The organism is Inquilinus limosus MP06 (genome assembly GCF_000767795.1).
Lineage (GTDB): Bacteria > Pseudomonadota > Alphaproteobacteria > DSM-16000 > Inquilinaceae > Inquilinus > Inquilinus limosus_E.
Window position 1 is genome coordinate 1 of sequence record NZ_JANX01000076.1, and the last position, 16,553, is coordinate 16,553.

The following is a 16,553-nucleotide window of genomic DNA, read 5'->3' on the forward strand; positions in this document are numbered from 1 at the left end:
ACCGCGCCGCCCCGCTCCGAGATCACCCGCAGCCGGTAGGGCGGCGGCGCGCGGTCCCGCGACGCAGTGTCGAAGGCCGCCAGCGGCCCCGTCAGGTCGAGAATGTTGAAGCCGGGGAAGACCAGGAAGCCGATCGCGCGGGTCATGGCTGTAAACGAGGGAACAATGTCGTTTCAGACATCACCCTGCGTCGCGATACTGAGGGCTGTCAATCCCGTCCGGAGGCCGCCATGGACACCGTCATCGTCTTCCCGATCTATCCCGGGGTCACCCATCTCGATTTCACCGGCCCGCACCAGGTGCTGGCGCGGCTGCCCGGCGCCCGGACCGTCGTCGCCTCGTTGGGCAGCGAGCCGGTGACGGTCGACGGGCTGACCTTCTCCGGCCTTGCCCGGCTGGAGGAGATCGAGCGCTGCGACGTGCTATGCGTCCCCGGCGGCTTCGGCTGCGTCGACATCATGCGCAGCGACGCGTTTCTCGGCGAGATCCGCCGGCTCGCCGCTGCGGCTCGCTATGTCACCTCGGTCTGCACCGGGTCGCTGATCCTGGCCGCCGCAGGGCTGCTGGAGGGCAAGCGGGCGGCCAGTCACTGGGCCTGGCGCGACCAGCTGGCCCTGTTCGGCGCCATCCCCGATGCCGGCCGCGTGGTCCGCGACGGCAATGTGTTCACCGGCGGCGGCGTGACGGCCGGCATCGACTTCGCCCTGACCCTCGCGGCCGAGCTGGCGGATGAGGCGACGGCGCAGGCGATCCAGCTGTCGCTCGAATACGCCCCGGCGCCGCCCTATGACTCCGGCCGGCCCGAGACCGCGGCGCCGGAGATCGTCGAGCTGGTGACGGCCCGCAACCGCGCCCGGATGCCGGACCGGCAGGCGATCGTCGAGCAGGTGGCCCGGGACCGTCGCCGGGCTTCTTAGCCAGGCCGCCGTCCGGATGTCTCCTGCGCCTGGCCGATCCTGGCCAGGCGCAGCAATTCAGGCAGCGCCGTCCTGACCTCGGCGATCAGGGCGGCGTTCTCGTCCCATTTCTGGTCGGGAGGATCGACGTAGCGTGGCTGCTGCAGAAGGCACGCCGCCACCACGTCATCGAGAGGCCATGTCCCGTCTCGCATGGACCCGTCTTCTCCGCTGTCGGGCCGGATCGAGACGGCGATCGCGCTCATCGCATGATCGTCGTCGAGGTGCCGCACAAACCAGGGACCAGGCGACGCCGCCCGGTCGAGTTCCACCAGCCTGTCCAGATCGATGCCGGTCATGGCGCCTCTTCTCCGACGTGACATGCAGGAGCTTCAGCCTCCATGGCCCCAGGCCGGACCGCAAGAGAGGTTCCGCGGCGAGACGTTGGGTTCGCAACGCGAACCCAGCCTACGCGTTCGCGCCGACCCGGGCCTCAGCCGCTGTCCGGTCCCAGCGGCCTGGAACGCGCGGGCCATCGTCATGCCGAGCTCGATCAGGCCGGACAGGATCGCGTCGTCGGCCTCGTCCGGATCCGGCGGGGCAGCGATCTCAGTCTCAGTCCTGGTGATCTCGGCCATCCGCTAATGAGAACATATCAGGAACATAAAGTCAAGAAGCTTCTGTCCCGTCACGGCAGGGAGGTGAAGCGGACGAAGCCGTCCGGGGGCCGGTTGCGATGACGGTGCCTGGAAGTCTGACGGTTCTGCAGGCGGGAGAGGCAACGCGAACACACTCGACATCGCATCGCTTGCAGCCGAGTGGCCCGTTGTCCTCCCAAGGACGCGTTGCCGGATGGCCGGCCAGCGGCTAGCGTCCGCGCATGACCTCCGACGCCCTGCCGCGCACCCGCCTGCATGCCGATGCCCCCCTCGGGGAGGGGCGGGCCGTGGCCTTGTCCGAACCCCAGGCGCATCACCTGCGCGGCGTGCTGCGGCTGGCGCCCGGCGCGGGACTGCGCCTGTTCAACCCGCGCGACGGTGAGTGGCTGGCGCGGCTCGACACGCTGACCAAGGCCGGCGGCTCGGCCCTGGCGGAACGGCAACTGCGCCCGCCGGCTCCCGCGCCGGACCTCTGGCTCTGCTTCGCCCCGGTGAAGAAGGACGCGATCGACGCGGTGGTGGAGAAGGGGACAGAGCTCGGCGCCGCCGTGCTGCAGCCGGTCTTCACCCGCTTCACCGACGTGCAGCGCGTCAATCTCGACCGGCTGCGCGCCCATGCCGTGGCCGCGGCCGAGCAATGCGAGCGGCTGGACGTGCCGGAGGTGCGCGACCCGGTCGGCCTCGATGCCCTGCTGGCCGGCTGGCCGGCGGGGCGGATCCTGCTGGTCTGCGCCGAGGCCGGGGAGGCCCGGCCCTGGCCGAGGTCGCGGCGGAGGCGGCCGGCCCCGCCGCCCTCCTGATCGGCCCGGAAGGCGGCTTCGCGGCGGCGGAGCTGGCGGCCTTGCAACGTCACGAATTTGTTCGACCGGTCGGCCTCGGCCCTCGTATCCTGCGCGCCGACACGGCGGCCATCGCCGCGCTCGCGGTCTGGCAATCCCTGGCCGGCGACGGGCGCGGCCGGCCGCCGCATCGCGTCTGATACCCACCTTCCGACACCCGAGTACCCGCCCATGTCCGGTCCCCAGAGCGCCAGCGCCGCACCGATCGAGAGCAAGGCGCAGCTCGTCGACTATCTCGCCGCCGGGTCGAAGCCGCCCGAGGACTGGCGCATCGGCACCGAGCACGAGAAGTTCGCCTTCCGCCTGTCGGACCTGAAGCCGCTGCCCTTTGACGGGCCGGACGGCATCCGCGCCGTGCTCGAGGGCCTGGCCGGCTGCGGCTGGGAGCGGGTGGAGGAGAACGGCAACCTGATCGCTCTGGCCCGCGGCAAGGCGTCGGTGACGCTGGAGCCGGGCGGCCAGGTCGAGCTGTCGGGCGCGCCGCTGCGCAGCATCCACGACACCTGCGCCGAGGTGGCGGACCACCTGGCGCTGGTGAAGAAGGTCGGGGAGCAGCTCGGCATCGGCATGATCGGCCTCGGCTTCCAGCCGAAATGGCGGCGCGAGGACATCCCCTGGATGCCCAAGGGCCGCTACAAGATCATGCGCGACTACATGCCGAAGCGCGGCTCGCTCGGCCTCGACATGATGACCCGCACCTGCACGGTGCAGGTCAATCTCGACTTCGCCTCCGAAGCCGACATGGTGAAGAAGTTCCGGGCCAGCCTGGCGCTGCAGCCGATTGCCACGGCGCTGTTCGCCAACTCGCCCTTCACCGAGGGCAGGCCGAACGGCTTCCAGAGCCTGCGCAGCCATATCTGGACCGACACCGACCCCGACCGCACCGGCGACCTGCCCTTCGTGTTCGAGGACGGCTTCGGCTTCGAACGCTATGTCGACTACCTGCTCGACGTGCCGATGTACTTCGTCTACCGCGACGGCCGCTACATCGACGCCGCCGGCCACAGCTTCCGCGACTTCCTCAAAGGCAAGCTGGCGGTCCATCCGGGGCAGCTGCCGACGCTGAACGACTGGGCCGACCACCTGACCACCGCCTTCCCCGAGGTGCGGCTGAAGAAGTATCTGGAGATGCGCGGCGCCGACGGCGGGCCGTGGTCGCGCCTCTGCGCCCTGCCGGCGCTCTGGGTCGGTCTGCTCTATGACGATACGGCGCTGGACGCCGCCTGGGATCTGGTCAAGGACTGGACCACGGAAGAACGGGCGGCGCTGCGTCGCGATGTGCCGCGCCTCGGCCTGGCCACCCCGTTCCGCGGCGGCACGGTGCGCGACGTGGCGCTGAGGGTGCTGGCGATCGCCCGCCAGGGCCTCGCTGCCCGGGCCCGCACGGACGCGATCGGCGGCACCGAGGAGGGCTTCCTCAACGATCTGCAGCGCATCGCCGATAGCGGCGAGACCCAGGCGTCGGAGATGCTGCGCCGCTACGAGACCGAATGGGGCGGCTCGGTCGATCCGGTTTTCACCGCCTACGCCTATTGATCCGGCAAGCTTTGCTGGAATTTTAGGCACCCTTCTCAGGGCTGCGCCGAATTTTGCTTGCGGGCAATGGCACATCCCTTGCTTGATGGTTTCGTCGAGCAGGGACGTGCCGGAGGGATGGTGCAGGCATTCGACGAGATGGGCAGCGGACCGGTCCGGTCCCCCTATGCGGCCCTGGCGGATTGGCTGGCGGCGACGCCGGCCTCGGTCTTCGATCTCAAGCGCCGGGAGGCGGCGGCGCTGTTCCGCCGCATAGGCATCACCTTCGCGGTCTATGGCGAGGGCGGCGACCCCGAGCGGCTGATCCCCTTCGACATCATGCCCCGGGTGCTCGACGCCGCCGAGTGGCGGCATCTCGAGCAGGGGCTGGTGCAGCGGGTCAGGGCGCTCAACGCCTTCCTGCACGACGTCTATCACGGCCAGGAGATCCTGCGCGCCGGCCAGGTGCCGGAGCGGCTGGTGCTGCACAACCCTGGCTACCTGCCGGAGATGCAGGGGCTGGATCCGCCCGGCGGCATCTACACCCACATCGCCGGCATCGACATCGTCCGGGTCGGCCCGAACGACTTCTATGTGCTGGAGGACAACGCCCGCACCCCGTCCGGCGTCTCCTACATGCTGGAAGGCCGTGAGATGATGATGCGGCTGTTCCCGGACCTGTTCGCCCGGCACAGCGTGGCGCCGGTCGAGCACTACCCGCAGGAGCTGCTGGCGACGCTGACATCGGTGGCACCGCGCAACTGCGAGGGCGAGCCGACGGTCGCCCTGCTGACCCCCGGCATCTACAACAGCGCCTATTTCGAGCACAGCTTCCTGGCCGACCGCATGGGCATCGAGCTGGTCGAGGGGCCGGACCTGTTCGTGCGCGACGCCGTGGTCTACATGCGCACCACCCGCGGGCCGAAGCGGGTCGACGTGATCTACCGCCGGATCGACGACGACTTCATCGACCCGCTGGCGTTCAACCCGGACTCGGTGCTCGGCGTCCCCGGCCTGTACCACGCCTACCGCGCCGGCAACGTGGCCCTGGCCAACGCCATGGGCACCGGCATCGCCGACAACAAGGCGATGTACATCCATGTCCCGGCGATGATCCGGTTCTATCTGGGCGAGGAGCCGATCCTGAAGAACGTCCCGACCTGGGACTGCTCGAAGCCCGACGAATGCGCCCATGTCCTGGCCAACCTGGAGGAGCTGGTGGTCAAGGAGGTGGCGGGGTCGGGCGGCTACGGCATGCTGGTCGGGCCGACCGCCAGCCGGGCCGAGCGCGAGGCCTATGCCGAGCGAGTCAAGGCGCAGCCCGACCTGTTCATCGCCCAGCCGACCCTGGCGCTGTCGACCTGCCCGACCTTCGTCGACCAGGGCGTGGCGCCGCGCCATGTCGACCTCCGCCCCTTCGTCCTGACCGGCCGGGACCAGGTCCGGATCGTGCCGGGCGGGCTGACCCGGGTGGCGCTGCGCGAAGGCTCATTGGTGGTGAACTCCAGCCAAGGAGGCGGCACCAAGGACACCTGGGTGCTGACGGCATGAGAAATTCGTCCCGGCGGCCGTCTGACGCGGTTTTCTGCGCTTCCGGTGCTCACGGACCTTCATGTCCGCTGCGCTCCGGTTCTCGCAAACCACGCCAGCCGACTTACCGGACCGAATTTCGCTCCATCTCCGAAGACATGAAGGCAGGACGATCGGGATGCTGAGCCGCACCGCCGACAGCCTCTACTGGCTCGGCCGCTACATCGAGCGCGCCGAGAACCTGGCCCGGATCCTGGAGGTGGCCGACCGCATGGCGCTGACGCCGAACAGCGGCGGCGCGCGGCAGGACGAGTGGCATTCCGCCGTGGTCATCTCCGGCTGCCAGGAGGGCTTCTACAAGACGCATGAGCGGGCGACGCCGGCCACCGTGGTCGACTACATCGCCCGCAGTCCCGACAACCCGACCAGCATCCGCTCCTGCCTGCAGCGGGCGCGGACCAACGGGCGGGCGGTGCGCGCGGCGCTGACCCGGCCGATGTGGGAGACGCTGAACGCCACCTGGCTGGACCTCGATTCCCGCGAGGGGCGGATCGCCGGCGGCGACCTGCGCGACCTGCTGGAATGGGTGAAGGAGCGGGCGCTGCTGTTCCATGGTGCGGTCGTCGACACCATGCTGCGCGACGACGCCCACATCTTCCTGCAGCTCGGCACCATGCTGGAGCGGGCCGACAACACCGCCCGGCTGCTCGACGTGAAGTACCATGTGCTGCTGCCGGCGAATGAGGAGGTCGGCGGCGGCCTCGACTTCTATCAATGGGCGGCGATCCTGCGCGGCGCCTCGGCGCTCGGCAGCTACTCCTACCTCTACCGCGACGGCATCAAGCCCTGGCAGGTGGCGGAGCTGCTGATCCTGCGGCCGGAGATGCCGCGGTCGCTGGCCGGCTGCCTCGGCGAGATGGTCGAGCTGCTGGGCGAACTGGCCGATCTCTACGGCCGCAAGCACGAGTGCCAGCGGCTGGCCGGGGAGATGCATTCGCGCTTGCGCTACGGCCGGATCGACACGATCTTCTCGACCGGATTGCACGAATACCTGACCGCGTTCATCCAGCAGAACAACATCCTCGGCCTCGAGGTCAGCAAGGCCTATCTGATCTGATCTACCAGCCCGGCCCATGCGCCTCCTGATCCGCCACGAGACCCGCTACCGCTACGACAGCCCGGTCAGCCGCACCCTGCAGACGCTGCGCCTGACGCCCCGGTCGCATGACGGGCAGGAGGTGCTGCGCTGGCGTGTGGTGCCGCCGGCCGGGGCGGCTCTCGCGACCGGCGAGGACGGCTACGGCAACATCGTCGACATGCTGTCGCTGGAGCGGCCGCACGACGCCCTGACCCTGCTGGTCGAGGGCGAGGTCGAGACCCGCGACACCCATGGCGTCGTCACCGGAACGCAGGAGCGGTTCCCGGCCGCCTTCTACCTGCGCCCCTCGCCGCTGGCCGCCACGGACGCGGCGCTGGTCGCGCTGGCGGAGGAGGCGGCCGCCGGCGGCGCGAGCCGCTGGCTCTGGCCCATGCCCTGATGCTGGCGGTGCATGGCCGCATCGCCTTCCAGCCCGGCCTGACCCACGCCGCCACCACCGCGGCCGAGGCGCTGGCGGCCGGCACCGGCGTCTGCCAGGACCACACCCATGTGTTCCTGGCCTGCGCCCGCCATCTCGGCCTGCCGGCGCGCTATGTCTCGGGCTATCTGCTGATGGCCGACGGCAGCGTCGAGCAGGCGGCGGGCCACGCCTGGGCCGAAGCCTTCATCGACGGGCTCGGCTGGGTCGGTTTCGACGCCGCCAACGGAATCTGCCCGACCGAGCATTATGTCCGCGTCGCCATCGGCCTCGACTACCGCGACGCCGCGCCGGTCCGCGGCCTGCGCCAGGGCGGCGGTGCCGAGGCGCTGGAGGTCGTGATCCGTGTCGGTGAGCTGCAAACCCAGGCCCAGACCCAGGCGCAGGCCTGATCCTTGACGATGAGCCCGGACCGCTTCGCATGACCTACTGCCTCGGCCTGCTGCTCGAAGAGGGGCTGGTGATGATCGCCGATACCCGCACCAATGCCGGCGTCGACAACATCTCGACCTTCCGCAAGATGCATATCTGGGAGCGGCCGGGCGACCGGGTGATGGTGCTGCTCACCGCCGGCAATCTCGCCGTCACCCAGTCCGTGGTCGCCCTGCTGTCCGAGGCGGTCGACGCCGGCGACGGGCGCGAGAGCCTGGCCACGGCGCCGTCGATGTTCCGCTGCGCCGAGCTGGTGGGCGAGGCGGTGCGCGCGGTCTGGAACCGCGACGGCCCGGCGATGGAGCAGCATGCCGGCGGCTTCAACGCCTCCTTCCTACTCGGCGGCCAGATCGCCGGGCGCCGCTGCCGCCTGTTCGAGATCTACCAGGCCGGCAACTTCATCGAGGCCACGGCCGACACGCCCTATTTGCAGATCGGCGAGCACAAATACGGCAAGCCGATTCTCGACCGCGCCGCGCGATTCGAGACGCCGCTGACCGACGGTCTCAAGCTCGGCCTGGTGTCGATGGATTCGACGCTGCGCAGCAACCTGTCGGTCGGGCTGCCGATCGACATCGCGCTGTATCGCCGCGACGCGCTGGAGCTGGCCCTGCGCAAGCGGGTCGGCGAGGACGACCCCTACTTCTCCGGCCTGCGCCAGCGCTGGTCCGATGCCCTGCGGCAGGCCTATCAGGCCATTCCCAACCCGGATTGGGCGTAACCGAACGAATCGAGGCGGGAACTATTTAGCAGGTTTCAAGGTTGAAATTGATGGGAGCCTGAACCACCCTTCCGGTGTTGTATCGGGGTAATGCCGCGTCTGCGGCCCGACCGATAATGATAAAAGAGGAGTTTAGTGCCATGCGCATCGCGCTTCGTAGAACCGCCCTGCTTTCCGGTTTCGCTGCGCTCCTGGCGCTTGGCGCCTGCGCCCAGCCGCGGGAGCCTGCGGCCGTGGCGGGCGGCACTCCGGCGGCGCCGTCGGCGCTGCCCGCCAATGTGGCGCCGGGCTCGACCCTCGAAAGCGCGACCACCGAGGTTGGGCCGAACGGGCAACTCGTCAACCGCTATGTCTATCGCGCGCCGAACCAGCTCATCACCAATGGCCCGCAGTGCACCAAGGGCGACCCGCAGTGCCCGTGATCGGTCCGGCGCTCTGAAAGCGGTTGGAAGGGGAAAAGGGGGCTTCGGCCCCCTTTCTTGTCGGACATGACGCGACGACCTTCCGGCAATAATCTTTCTGCCCTTGCCCGGCCTCATTCATCCCGGCATGGTGCGCGGCACCATTGGCTCGAGCTGGAGCGCCCATGCCCGTGCTGAACAGCGCGGCCGACACCCGGTCCGCCGCCTTCCGCGACAACGAGACGGCCATGCGCACGGCCGTCGAGGACCTGCAATCGACCGTGGCCCGGGTCAAGCTGGGCGGCGGCCAGGTGGCCCGTGACCGCCATGTCGCCCGCGGCAAACTGCTGCCGCGCGACCGCATCCGCGCGTTGCTCGACCCCGGCGCGCCGTTCCTGGAGCTGTCGCAGCTGGCCGGTCACGGGGTGTATCAGGACGATGTTCCCGCTGCCGGCATCATCACCGGCATCGGCCCGGTCTCCGGCCAGGAATGCGTGATCGTCGTCAACGACGCGACGGTGAAGGGCGGCACCTATTACCCGCTGACGGTGAAGAAGCACCTGCGGGCGCAGGAGATCGCGCGCGAGAACAACCTGCCCTGCCTCTACCTGGTCGATTCCGGCGGCGCCTTCCTGCCGCTGCAGGACCAGGTCTTCCCCGACCGCGACCATTTCGGACGGATCTTCTACAACCAGGCGACGATGTCGGCCGCCGGCATCCCGCAGATCGCGGTGGTGATGGGCTCCTGCACCGCCGGCGGCGCCTATGTCCCGGCGATGTCGGACGAATCCATCATCGTCAAGGGCCAGGGCACCATCTTCCTCGGCGGCCCGCCGCTGGTGAAGGCCGCGACCGGCGAGGAGGTGTCGGCCGAGGATCTCGGCGGCGCCGATGTGCACAGCCGCATCTCCGGCGTCACCGACCACTACGCCCAGGACGACCACCACGCCTTGGCCATCGCCCGCCGCATCGTCGCCGACCTGAACCGGGTCAAGCGGCCGGCCCTGGCGCTGCGCGACCCGGTGGAACCGCTGTACCCGGCCGCCGACCTCTACGGCATCGTCGGCACCGATCTGAGGAAGCCCTTCGATGTGCGCGAGGTGATCGCGCGGCTGGTCGATGGGTCGGAGTTCGACGAGTTCAAGGCGCTGTACGGCACCACGCTGGTCTGCGGCTTCGCCCATCTCTGGGGCATCCCGGTCGGCATCGTCGCCAACAACGGCATCCTGTTCTCGGAAAGCGCGCTGAAGGGCGCGCATTTCGTCGAGTTGTGCTGCCAGCGCGGCATCCCGCTCCTGTTCCTGCAGAACATCACCGGCTTCATGGTCGGCTCGAAATACGAGCGCGGCGGCATCGCCAAGGACGGCGCCAAGCTGGTCACCGCCGTCGCCTCGGCCCAGGTGCCGAAACTGACCCTGATGATCGGCGGCAGCTTCGGCGCCGGCAATTACGGCATGTGCGGGCGGGCCTACGGGCCGCGCTTCCTGTTCATGTGGCCGAACGCCCGGATCTCGGTGATGGGCGGGGAGCAGGCGGCCAACGTCCTGGCCCAGGTGCGGCGCGACGGCATCGAGGCCAGGGGCGAGACCTGGCCGCAGGCGGAGGAGGAGGCGTTCAAGGCGCCGATCCGCGAGCAGTACGAGACCCAGGGCCATCCCTACTATGCCTCGGCCCGGCTGTGGGACGACGGGGTGATCGACCCGGCGGACAGCCGGCGGGTGCTGGCCTTGGCGCTGTCGGCGTCGCTGAACGCGCTGATCGAGCCGACCCGCTTCGGCGTGTTCCGGATGTGACGGGGATATGATGATCCTGTACGACCTGCTGCGCGGCCGCCAGGCGGTGTTCGAGTCGCAGAGCTTCTTCGAATGGCTCGGCGAGGCGCTGGGCACGCTGATCCATTTCATCATTCGCGTGGTGCGCGGTGTGTTCGGCGGCATCAGCGGCGCCGTGAACGACTTCCTCGACGGCATGGCCCGGGCCATCGGGATGAACAGCTCGATCTTCTCCTTCGCGCTGCTGATCCTCGGCCTGTTCCTGCTGTACACCTCCGTCCGCGCCTTCATCGCCCGGTCGATCGTGGCCGGCGTGGTGTGGGCGCTGCTGGGTCTTCTGGTACTGAGCTGGGTGGTGCGATGAGCGCGGTCCGGATCGAGATCGGAAACGGCGTCGGCACGGTCGTGATGGACCGGCCGGACCGCCACAACGCCTTCGACGAGCACGTCATTGCCGAGCTGACGGCGGGCTTCGCCAGGCTGGGCGCCGACGACTCCGTTCGTGCCGTGGTGCTGCGCGGTGCCGGCAAGAGCTTCTCGGCCGGCGCCGATCTCGACTGGATGCGCCGCATGGCGGCCTATGACGAGGCCGCCAACCTGGCCGATGCCAAGGCGCTGGCGGCGCTGATGCGCACCATCGACACGCTGCCCAAGCCGACGGTCGCCCTGGTCCACGGCGCGGCCTATGGCGGCGGCGTCGGCCTCGTCGCCTGCTGCGATATCGCCATCGCCACCGAGGCGGCTTCCTTCTCGCTGTCCGAGGTCAAGCTCGGCCTGATCCCGGCGGTGATCAGCCCCTATGTGGTGCGCGCCATCGGCGCCCGCGCCGCCCGCCGCTACTTCCTGACGGCCGAGCGCTTCGACGCGGTCGAGGCCCGGCGTCTCGGCCTGGTGCATGAATTGGTGGAAAGCGACGGGCTCGAGGAAGCGGCGCGGCAGGTCCTGGCGGCGCTGCGCGGCAACGGCCCGGCGGCGGTGCGGCGGCGAAGGAACTGGTCGCCGCGGTGGCCGGTCGGGCCCCGGCCGAGGTCGAGGACGACTGCGCCCGCCGGATCGCCGCGACCCGCGCCGGCGACGAAGGCAAGGAGGGCGTCGCCGCCTTCCTGGAGAAGCGCAAGCCGTCCTGGCTCGGTTGATCAGCTGGCCGTGGCCGGCGCGTTCCAGGCCCGGACGACATTGACCAGGAACAGCAGCATCGAGGCCAGCGTCAGCAGCGAACCGATGATGACCACGGCCTGCTGCTCCCGGGTGACCGCGAAATAGATGCCGGCCGGCAGCAGGATAGCACCGGCGGCCGCGACCCAGAAATGGATGACGGCCAGCACGCCGGCCCTGGCGAAGCCGAGCCGGTAGCCGATCCCGAACAGGGCGAGCGAGACCCAGCCGACGAGGTTGATGTGGGTGTGCACCGGCACCAGCTGGAAGTCGTGGGCCATGCCCATCTGGATGCCCAGCAGCATCCCGGCCAGCGCCATCAGCACCGCCAGGATGAAGAACGCTTTGTCGATGCTCCGCATCATGTCCCCTCGTTGATCGACGGCGGCCGGATCCAATGTCCGTTTCCGCCCAGCCGCGCGGAGAATGCGTCGCGCCGCCCGCGCCGGCCTGTTACCGGCGGCACAGGCGGCGTCGGCGCATCCCGTCCTCTCGGGCGCGTCCATAGTCTCGTCGCAACGAGGCGCGCCGGCATCCCCCGAGGATTAGGGGATGCTCTCCCCGGGGTCAGTCCGCCCAGTTCCCGTACAGGTTCGGCATCAGCCCGGCCAGGGCGCTGAAGCGCGCCCAGGACTTCGCCTCCGTCCGGGTCCAGCCGGCCTCGGCGATGGCCGACAGCCGGGGGAACACCAGCCGGTCGAACACCGCGCGATCGGTCATCGGCTCGGACCAGATGCAGGCCTGGACGCCCATGAGGTGCTTCAGCTGCGCCTCGGTCCAGCCCTGGCTAGCCTCGAACTCATAGGTCTCCCGCACCCCCGACCAGCCGGCCCAGCCGGCGCCCGGCTCGGACCAGGCGGTGCTCTGCGACATGTCGAGATAGTAGCGCTGCCCCGGCGCGACCACGATGTCGTAGCCGCGGCCGGCCAGCTCGGCGCTGACCTCGACCGAGCGCCAGCCGACCAGGTAGCACTTGTCCTTCTCGATCACGTCGCCATGCGCCGCCTCCTCCCAGCCGCCGGTGACGACGCCGCGCGAGGCCAGGAAGCGCTGCACCCGCTGCAGGAACTCCGCCTGCAGCACCGCGGTCGCCGACCCCTCGATGGCATCGGCGCCGTTATGGTTGCCGAGGGTGTTGACCAGCGCGGCGTGCTTCTCCGCCAGCGCGCCGCCGCCCGCCTGCCGCAGCCGGTCGAGCGCGAGCGGTGAGCCCGACCAGGCGGCCAGCGGCACCTCGTCGGCGCCGACATGCAGGATCTTCGCCGGGAACAGGTCGATCAGCTCGTCGAACACGGTCTCCAGGAAGCCGTAGACCGGCTCATGCGCCGGGTTCAGGCAGTTGTTGGGGAAGCCCTGCACCGACTGGTACTCGCCATGCTCGCCCGGGTCGCGCAGATGCGGCAGCGCGTGCAGCACGGCATAGCAATGGCCGGGGATATCGATCTCCGGCACCACGACGATGCCCAGCCGGTCGGCCAGGGCCACCAGGTCGCGGATCGCCTGCTTTGTGTAGTAGCCGCCCTGCGGCTCGGAGCCGGAGCCGAGCAGCGGCGGCAGCGCCAGGCCATGGCCGCGCCAGGCGCCGACCCGGGTCAGCTCCGGATAGGCGTCGATCTCGACCCGCCAGGCCTCGTCATCCGACAGGTGCCAGTGGAAGCGGTTCATCTTGCTCCAGGCCTGCAGTTGCAGGAACCGTGCCACCTCGGCCGAGGCATAGAACTGCCGGGCGACATCGAGATGCGACCCGCGCCAGCCATGCGCCGGCGAATCCTGGATCTCGCCGCCCGCGGGGAACAGGAAGGTCTCCGGATGGCGCCGGGCGCCGCGCCAGATCTGGCCCAGCGTGATCAGCCCGTACAGCAGGCCGGTGCGGGTGGCGGCCCGGACGGCGACGCCGTCCTCGGCGAAGGCGATGCGATAGGCCTCGGGGCCGAATCCCGGCTCGACGGCAAGATCGATCGCCAGGCCGCCCTCCGCCTCCGGCCGCACGATGCCCTCGGCCGGGAACAGCGCGGTCGTCAGCTCGGCGAAGGCGGTGATCGCCTGTCCTGTCTCGGCGCCTTCGCCCCTCGGCGCCAGGCCGGCGGGCACGGCGCGGCGGCCGCTGACCGCGACGCTCTCCGGCCAGGGAATCACCGAGACCGGCACGGGGGCGGTCGTGCCCGAGACCGACATCGTCACCGAGGCCGGGACGGGGAAGCGCTCGGTGCCCCGCTTCAGCGGCGCGTTGTCGGTGGCCGAATGGGTCGGCGCGGTGGCGACCCGCATGGTCGATCCGTCGGCCAGCGCGACATAGGCCGTGGTCGCGCCGTCGGTCCAATGGCGCAGCGGATAGCTCAGGCCCCGGGCCGTGATCGTCCAGGTGGCGCCGGGGGCCAGCTCCAGGTCCGGGCCGGGGGTGAATTCGGAGTGGTTCGACAGCCGGGTGGTCAGCGTGGCGCCCTCGATCCCCGCGGCGGGGTCGATCCGCGCGGGCCCGCTGAGGCAGAGCCTGAAGCCCGAGACCGCCCGGTCCGACCGGTTGGTCAGCCGCAGCGTGTAGCTCAGGGACTCGCCGCCCTCGGCGGGCCGCCAGAAGGTTTCCAGTCGGAACGGGGACGTCATCGGGCGGGCCTTCGCGGTTGGGAGGACTGCGCTCGGCAGCGTGGGGAATGGTCTATACCACGATGGCGTGATTCGGCCTCGCCGCGAGCCCCCAAACTCGGTCCCGGATATGCTATGCGGCATGGGCGGCCCGGCGGTGGGCCCGGAAAGGCTGTCGGACCGTGATCAGAAGCGATGTCGCCGTGCTCGGCGCCGGAATCATCGGGGTGTCGGCCGCGCTGCACCTGCAGGCGCGCGGCCGGTCGGTGGTGCTGGTCGACCGGCGCGGCCCGGGTGAGGAGACGAGCCACGGCAATGCCGGGCTGATCGAGCGCGCCAGCGTCGTGCCCTATGCCTTCCCGCGCGCGCTGCCCGAGCTGCTGCGCTACGCCTCGAACATGCGGATCGACGCGCGCTACCACTGGGCCTTCCTGCCGCGGATCGCGCCCTGGCTGTTCCAGTACTGGCGCCACTCCTCGCCGGCCCGGCTGGCCCAGGCGGCGCGGGCGATGCTGCCGCTGATCGAGCGCTGCCTGGACGAGCACCGGCCGCTCCTGCAGCAGGCGGGCATCACCCATCTGGCGCGCGAGACCGGCTGGCTGACCGTCTATCGCTCGGCCCGAAGCCTGGAGGCGGGGGAAGCGGGCCGGGCCGTCGCCGCCGCCCATGGCCTGAACTTCGGCGTGCTCGACCCGGCGCAGGTCCGGGCGCTGGAGCCGCATCTGGAAGAGGGGCTGGTCGGCGGCGTGCACTGGCAGGATCCGGTCTCGGTCTCCGACCCCGGCGCCGTCACCAAAGGCTATGCCGAGCTGTTCCTGAAGCGTGGCGGCCGGCTGGTGCAGGCCGATGCCCGGTCGCTGCAGCCGGCGGATGGCGGCTGGAGCCTGCAGGGTCCGGATGGACCGGTGCAGGCGCGCGACGCGGTGGTGGCGCTCGGGCCCTGGTCGCTCGACCTGCTGCGGCCGCTCGGTTACCGCCTGCCGCTGGCGGTCAAGCGCGGCTACCACATGCATTACCGGCCGCGCGGCAACGCCGTGCTGAACCGGCCGGTGCTGGATGACGACCAGGGCTTCCTCTTGACCCCGATGGCGCGCGGCGTGCGCCTGACCACGGGGGTCGAGATGGGCCATCGCGATGCGCCGCCGACGCCGGTGCAGCTGCAGGCGGCCGAGGCCGCGGCGCGGTCGCTGTTCCCGCTGGAATCGCGCGTCGACGACCGGCCCTGGCTCGGCGCCCGGCCCTGCCTGCCCGACATGCGGCCGGTGATCGGCCCGGCGCCGCGGCACAAGGGGCTGTGGCTCGCCTTCGGCCACGCCCATCACGGCTTCACCCTGGGCCCGGTCACCGGCCGTCTTCTGGCCGAGATGATCACCGGCGGCGACACCGTGGTCGACCCGTCGCCCTACCGCGCCGACCGGTTCTGACAACCCGTTCGCAGCGTCGGGTCTGTGGCGAACCGCCGATGATGAGTTGAACGAGTGATTGCATGAGGCTATTATGATGGCATGGCTATCGTATAGGCGAGATGCAATCTATGGCATCAATCACCATTCGCAACGTGCCGGACGAGGTGCATCGCGCGTTGCGCGTCCGGGCTGCACAGCATGGGCGCAGCACCGAGGCCGAAATCCGCTCGATTTTGGAGCAAGCGACGAAGCCGGCAGGCCGCTTGAAGCTTGGTTCGCTGCTGACGTCCATCGCACGTGAGGCCGGCGGATTGACCGACGCCGAAGCCGCGCATTTCGACCGGCTTCGCGATAAGACGCCCGCCGAACCGATGCGCTTCGAATGATCGTCCTCGACACCAACGTCATTTCCGAGTTGTGGAAGGTCACGCCCGATCCCAACGTGCTGGCGTGGATCGACGCGCAGGTGGTCGAAACCCTCTATCTGTCGGCTATCACCGTTGCTGAAATCCGCTTCGGCTTGGGGACGATGCCGGCAGGCAGGCGGCAAAGAATTTATCAGGATCGCTTGGAGCGAGAGGTACTGCCGGCCTTCACGGGCCGCGTGCTGCCGTTCGACCTTGATGCCTCCCGCATCTATGCGGACTTCATGGCGCAAGCGCGGGCAGCGGGGAGAGCGATCGGCAAGGAAGACGGCTATATCGCCGCCACGGCCGCCGCACGAGGATTTGCCGTTGCGACTCGCGACACTGGCCCGTTCGAGGCGGCCGGGTTGAGCATCGTAAATCCGTGGAAGGCAGATAGTTCGACGTAGTGCCGTCCCGAAGCACGGGAAACGGTGTCAGACGACCGCTGGGGCGAGTTTCGGATCAGACGCCGAAGGCGGGGCGGCCATGCGTCCGCCAGGGTGGCGGGCGCCGGCCCAGGCCCTAGGATCGTCCGTCTGCAGATCGGAGGCACCGATGTTCGATCCGGCGACGCTCGCGTTGTACATGGCCGCCGCCCTGGCGCTGAACCTCACGCCCGGGCCCGACATGCTGTTCTGCTTCGCCAACGGCGTCGCCCGC

General features: G+C 69.9%; 18 protein-coding genes. 16 read left to right on the plus strand and 2 right to left on the minus strand.

The window, feature by feature from the left end:
* Positions 1-230: 230 nt before the first annotated feature.
* Positions 231-917, plus strand: a complete 687-nt coding sequence (locus P409_RS08875) for a DJ-1/PfpI family protein (protein ID WP_034834444.1) — start codon at positions 231-233, stop codon at positions 915-917.
* Here P409_RS08875 and P409_RS08880 read toward each other — a convergent pair.
* Positions 914-1,255 carry a hypothetical protein gene (locus tag P409_RS08880; RefSeq protein ID WP_034834445.1) on the minus strand — a complete coding sequence of 114 codons (342 nt, stop codon included), beginning with the start codon at positions 1,253-1,255 and terminating at the stop codon, positions 914-916. The genes P409_RS08875 and P409_RS08880 overlap by 4 nt on opposite strands.
* A gap of 521 nt (positions 1,256-1,776) precedes the next feature.
* Here P409_RS08880 and P409_RS08890 point away from each other — a divergent pair.
* The 12 genes from P409_RS08890 to P409_RS08935 all read left to right on the plus strand — a co-directional run bounded on the left by P409_RS08890 (position 1,777) and on the right by P409_RS08935 (position 11,605).
* Complete coding sequence (locus tag P409_RS08890) at positions 1,777-2,355, plus strand: RsmE family RNA methyltransferase (RefSeq protein ID WP_343285500.1); 579 nt, start codon at positions 1,777-1,779, stop codon at positions 2,353-2,355.
* Positions 2,355-2,534: an RsmE family RNA methyltransferase gene (locus P409_RS41385; protein WP_430515629.1), complete on the plus strand. Its 180-nt coding sequence runs from the start codon at positions 2,355-2,357 to the stop codon at positions 2,532-2,534. Before P409_RS08890 ends, P409_RS41385 begins: the two co-directional genes overlap by 1 nt.
* A gap of 31 nt (positions 2,535-2,565) precedes the next feature.
* Positions 2,566-3,930, plus strand: a complete 1,365-nt coding sequence (locus P409_RS08895) for a glutamate--cysteine ligase (RefSeq protein WP_034834449.1) — start codon at positions 2,566-2,568, stop codon at positions 3,928-3,930.
* A gap of 138 nt (positions 3,931-4,068) precedes the next feature.
* Positions 4,069-5,460 (plus strand): circularly permuted type 2 ATP-grasp protein, encoded by a 1,392-nt coding sequence (locus tag P409_RS08900; protein ID WP_430515630.1) that lies wholly within the window; start codon positions 4,069-4,071, stop codon positions 5,458-5,460.
* Positions 5,461-5,617: 157 nt separating this feature from the next.
* Positions 5,618-6,556: an alpha-E domain-containing protein gene (locus P409_RS08905; RefSeq protein WP_034834451.1), complete on the plus strand. Its 939-nt coding sequence runs from the start codon at positions 5,618-5,620 to the stop codon at positions 6,554-6,556.
* 16 nt (positions 6,557-6,572) lie between these two features.
* Positions 6,573-6,977 carry a transglutaminase N-terminal domain-containing protein gene (locus P409_RS40285; protein WP_202964607.1) on the plus strand — a complete coding sequence of 135 codons (405 nt, stop codon included), beginning with the start codon at positions 6,573-6,575 and terminating at the stop codon, positions 6,975-6,977.
* Positions 6,977-7,408, plus strand: coding sequence for a transglutaminase-like domain-containing protein (locus tag P409_RS40290; protein ID WP_202964608.1), 432 nt, complete (start codon positions 6,977-6,979; stop codon positions 7,406-7,408). The genes P409_RS40285 and P409_RS40290 overlap by 1 nt, the downstream gene beginning before the upstream one ends.
* Positions 7,409-7,437: 29 nt before the next feature.
* The gene (locus P409_RS08915; protein WP_034834452.1) at positions 7,438-8,169 is read left to right on the plus strand and encodes a peptidase; all 732 of its coding nucleotides are present in this window, start codon (positions 7,438-7,440) and stop codon (positions 8,167-8,169) included.
* A gap of 140 nt (positions 8,170-8,309) precedes the next feature.
* Positions 8,310-8,591, plus strand: a complete 282-nt coding sequence (locus P409_RS08920; RefSeq protein ID WP_152613302.1) for a hypothetical protein — start codon at positions 8,310-8,312, stop codon at positions 8,589-8,591.
* 164 nt (positions 8,592-8,755) lie between these two features.
* Complete coding sequence (locus P409_RS08925) at positions 8,756-10,363, plus strand: carboxyl transferase domain-containing protein (protein WP_034834454.1); 1,608 nt, start codon at positions 8,756-8,758, stop codon at positions 10,361-10,363.
* A 7-nt stretch (positions 10,364-10,370) separates the two neighbouring features.
* Positions 10,371-10,706, plus strand: a complete 336-nt coding sequence (locus P409_RS08930) for a hypothetical protein (protein WP_218823778.1) — start codon at positions 10,371-10,373, stop codon at positions 10,704-10,706.
* Positions 10,703-11,605, plus strand: coding sequence for an enoyl-CoA hydratase-related protein (locus P409_RS08935; RefSeq protein ID WP_343285501.1), 903 nt, complete (start codon positions 10,703-10,705; stop codon positions 11,603-11,605). Before P409_RS08930 ends, P409_RS08935 begins: the two co-directional genes overlap by 4 nt.
* A 459-nt stretch (positions 11,606-12,064) precedes the next feature.
* Here P409_RS08935 and P409_RS08945 read toward each other — a convergent pair whose 3' ends face one another.
* Positions 12,065-14,101 (minus strand): beta-N-acetylhexosaminidase, encoded by a 2,037-nt coding sequence (locus tag P409_RS08945; protein WP_034834455.1) that lies wholly within the window; start codon positions 14,099-14,101, stop codon positions 12,065-12,067.
* Between the two features lie 161 nt (positions 14,102-14,262).
* On the opposite strand from P409_RS08945, the gene P409_RS08950 reads away from it, so the two are divergent.
* From P409_RS08950 to P409_RS08960, 3 genes are all read left to right on the plus strand, one after another.
* A complete protein-coding gene (locus P409_RS08950) occupies positions 14,263-15,504 on the plus strand; it encodes an NAD(P)/FAD-dependent oxidoreductase (protein WP_238578630.1) in 1,242 nt (413 codons plus the stop codon).
* Positions 15,505-15,614: 110 nt separating this feature from the next.
* Positions 15,615-15,872, plus strand: a complete 258-nt coding sequence (locus tag P409_RS08955; RefSeq protein WP_034834460.1) for a FitA-like ribbon-helix-helix domain-containing protein — start codon at positions 15,615-15,617, stop codon at positions 15,870-15,872.
* Entirely contained in the window at positions 15,869-16,300 is a 432-nt protein-coding gene (locus tag P409_RS08960) for a type II toxin-antitoxin system VapC family toxin (RefSeq protein ID WP_034834456.1), read from the plus strand. The genes P409_RS08955 and P409_RS08960 overlap by 4 nt, the downstream gene beginning before the upstream one ends.
* Positions 16,301-16,553: the final 253 nt, after the last annotated feature.

Excerpts from the sequence above, each read along its gene's own strand:
- P409_RS08890 (WP_343285500.1), top strand. The coding sequence starts at position 1,777 with ATGACCTCCGACGCCCTGCCGCGCACCCGCCTGCATGCCGATGCCCCC.
- P409_RS08900 (WP_430515630.1), top strand. The coding sequence starts at position 4,069 with ATGGGCAGCGGACCGGTCCGGTCCCCCTATGCGGCCCTGGCGGATTGG.
- P409_RS08960 (WP_034834456.1), top strand. The coding sequence starts at position 15,869 with ATGATCGTCCTCGACACCAACGTCATTTCCGAGTTGTGGAAGGTCACG.
- P409_RS08880 (WP_034834445.1), bottom strand. The coding sequence starts at position 1,255 with ATGACCGGCATCGATCTGGACAGGCTGGTGGAACTCGACCGGGCGGCG.
- P409_RS08920 (WP_152613302.1), top strand. The coding sequence starts at position 8,310 with ATGCGCATCGCGCTTCGTAGAACCGCCCTGCTTTCCGGTTTCGCTGCG.
- P409_RS40290 (WP_202964608.1), top strand. The coding sequence starts at position 6,977 with ATGCTGGCGGTGCATGGCCGCATCGCCTTCCAGCCCGGCCTGACCCAC.
- P409_RS08905 (WP_034834451.1), top strand. The coding sequence starts at position 5,618 with ATGCTGAGCCGCACCGCCGACAGCCTCTACTGGCTCGGCCGCTACATC.
- P409_RS08935 (WP_343285501.1), top strand. The coding sequence starts at position 10,703 with ATGAGCGCGGTCCGGATCGAGATCGGAAACGGCGTCGGCACGGTCGTG.
- P409_RS08955 (WP_034834460.1), top strand. The coding sequence starts at position 15,615 with ATGGCATCAATCACCATTCGCAACGTGCCGGACGAGGTGCATCGCGCG.
- P409_RS40285 (WP_202964607.1), top strand. The coding sequence starts at position 6,573 with ATGCGCCTCCTGATCCGCCACGAGACCCGCTACCGCTACGACAGCCCG.
- P409_RS08895 (WP_034834449.1), top strand. The coding sequence starts at position 2,566 with ATGTCCGGTCCCCAGAGCGCCAGCGCCGCACCGATCGAGAGCAAGGCG.
- P409_RS08925 (WP_034834454.1), top strand. The coding sequence starts at position 8,756 with ATGCCCGTGCTGAACAGCGCGGCCGACACCCGGTCCGCCGCCTTCCGC.
- P409_RS08945 (WP_034834455.1), bottom strand. The coding sequence starts at position 14,101 with ATGACGTCCCCGTTCCGACTGGAAACCTTCTGGCGGCCCGCCGAGGGC.
- P409_RS08930 (WP_218823778.1), top strand. The coding sequence starts at position 10,371 with ATGATGATCCTGTACGACCTGCTGCGCGGCCGCCAGGCGGTGTTCGAG.
- P409_RS08915 (WP_034834452.1), top strand. The coding sequence starts at position 7,438 with ATGACCTACTGCCTCGGCCTGCTGCTCGAAGAGGGGCTGGTGATGATC.
- P409_RS08875 (WP_034834444.1), top strand. The coding sequence starts at position 231 with ATGGACACCGTCATCGTCTTCCCGATCTATCCCGGGGTCACCCATCTC.